This is a genomic window from Bacteroides sp. LFL-34 (assembly GCF_027257075.1).
In the GTDB taxonomy this organism is placed as follows: domain Bacteria; phylum Bacteroidota; class Bacteroidia; order Bacteroidales; family Bacteroidaceae; genus Bacteroides; species Bacteroides ovatus.
On the sequence record NZ_JAPQKZ010000119.1, the window covers coordinates 1 to 2,037 of the forward strand.

Annotated in this window: 1 protein-coding gene and 1 pseudogene; both read right to left on the minus strand. The window is 37.7% G+C overall.

Features of this window, described 5'->3' with window-relative positions:
* Positions 1–443: 443 nt before the first annotated feature.
* Entirely contained in the window at positions 444–1,640 is a 1,197-nt protein-coding gene (locus N5O98_RS27070) for a site-specific integrase (protein ID WP_007834011.1), read from the minus strand.
* Positions 1,641–1,714: 74 nt separating this feature from the next.
* A pseudogene (locus N5O98_RS27075) lies at positions 1,715–1,924 on the minus strand (glycoside hydrolase family protein); the annotation flags it as partial.
* Between the last annotated feature and the right edge of the window lie 113 nt (positions 1,925–2,037).

A 2,037-nucleotide genomic window follows, 5' to 3' on the forward strand; every position in this document is an offset into this window, starting at 1 on the left:
CTTTTGGATGTCTGCAAACGACCTTTTCCACATCAAAAGCAAAAGCGTAACGACCACTCTTTCAGTTGAATCGCTACGCTTTTCTCAAATTTACTTTTTAGCTATCTGTTTATTTTAATTTTTTGATTCATTTATTTCTAATAGTTCCACGAAAGAACTATACTCCGTTTGCAAAATTACTAAAAATTGTTCAAGGAAAGGTAGAAACAGGCGATTATTTTTTCTTCTTCAAAAAATTAAATGATGACACCAAATAAATTTATATTCAACGAATTATGAAAATTTTGTTATTTTATAAAGATAAAAGATGAATGTTTGTATAGCTTGTAAATTTTTATAAATCAGTAGGCTATGATTAAAAATGTTATGAAAATGTCAGTTATTTATTTTGCATTACATTTTTAATCAAGGTCTTACATTGCAATTATAGTTCTTTCGTGGAACTACTCCAATAAAGACCTGATAAGTCCTTGATTGGCATCATCTATCACCGAGTTTTCCAACATTGTTAGATAAATCTGCGTTGTCTGTTCCGAGGTATGTCCCATACCAGCACTGATGACAGAAATGGGAACATTATGATTTCTCGCAGCGGTAGCCCAACTGTGGCGAGAAGTGTATGATGTCAATTTGCAACCGGCAGGCAACATCTTTGATAATCGTCTCAACTGTCTATTATGGTTGTTGATTGCGACTTGATACTCTTCGTATGCCTCCTTTGTGTCCGTAGAAGTCAAAATAGGGAAAACATAAGGCGATAATGCCGATGAATATCTGTCAATTATACGCTGGATACTTGGTTCTATACGCACACTCAATAATTGTCCCGTTTTGCGACGGGCATAACATATCACTCCGTTTTGAATGTTTTCTTTCTTCAAATAGGCAATATCTACGAATGCCATTCCACGGGTACAATAGCTGAAAATAAATATATCCCTTGCAAGTGCAAGAGGAGTATCTTCTGTTAATTTCAGTTTATATAACTGCGATATTACAGACTCTGAAACAGCACGCTTGCGGGTACGATCTATACCAGTATAAACCTCTGTAAACGGATGTGATTGTTCAACAAACTTGTGTCTAACTGCCTTGTTGTAAACGGCACGCATTATACGCATATAGAATGAAATAGAGTTCCTAACCATCCCTCGCTGCACAAGGAAGGCATTGTAGTCCGCAATAAGTTGTTCCGTCATTGCCGAAAACGGCAAGTTGACTCCACCAAGAAACTCGGCGAAGTTTTTCATCGTTTTCTCATAGTTCAGGGCTGTACCCAAACGATTGGCATTACGCATCAACCGTATCTGATTCTTCATAAAGTCCAATACAGACACATGACATTCTGGAGACTTGTAGCGTTTGATAATATCTCCAACCGAATAGGTTACTCCGCTATTATCCAAGTCTTTGACAATTCGTTTCAATAGTGCAATATCACTATCTATACGATTCTGAATAATGCTCTTGTCTGCAACACTTACAACAACCTGTTCACCTATTGCATCCCATTCGTCAGGCTGCAATCGGATATTGGTTGTTATCTGTTGTGTCGCTCTACGATGAGTCACTTGATAATATACAGTTCCTGCACGCCCTGCGACTGATGATGGACGTAGTTTTACTTTAATTGTTGCCATAATGTGATTTGGTTTAAGATGATACAATAAGAGCCTCCACTCAATTGCTTAAGGGAAGGCTCTTTAAATAACGGCTACGGGATATACAGCAATTGAAACTCTCTTTTTCTGCGGCGTTCGATGCTGGGAATAGGCTTGCCTTTGTAGCAACGGTACGAGATATACTCTTCGTAAAAATCTCTGTCGCCGGACTCGATTTTCTTGATAAGGTTACTCTTCGGGCGTTTACCATATCCTAACAATCTGCTATGGCCGACATTGTAAGCCAAAACCGTCAGCAACAGTTATCCAAACCCCAGCATTATCCTAAAAATACAGTTTTTTATTCTGTAAATCATTCTGTTATAGGATGAATAGGTTTGGATAATACATTCCTATATCTTTGCTAATGGCACTA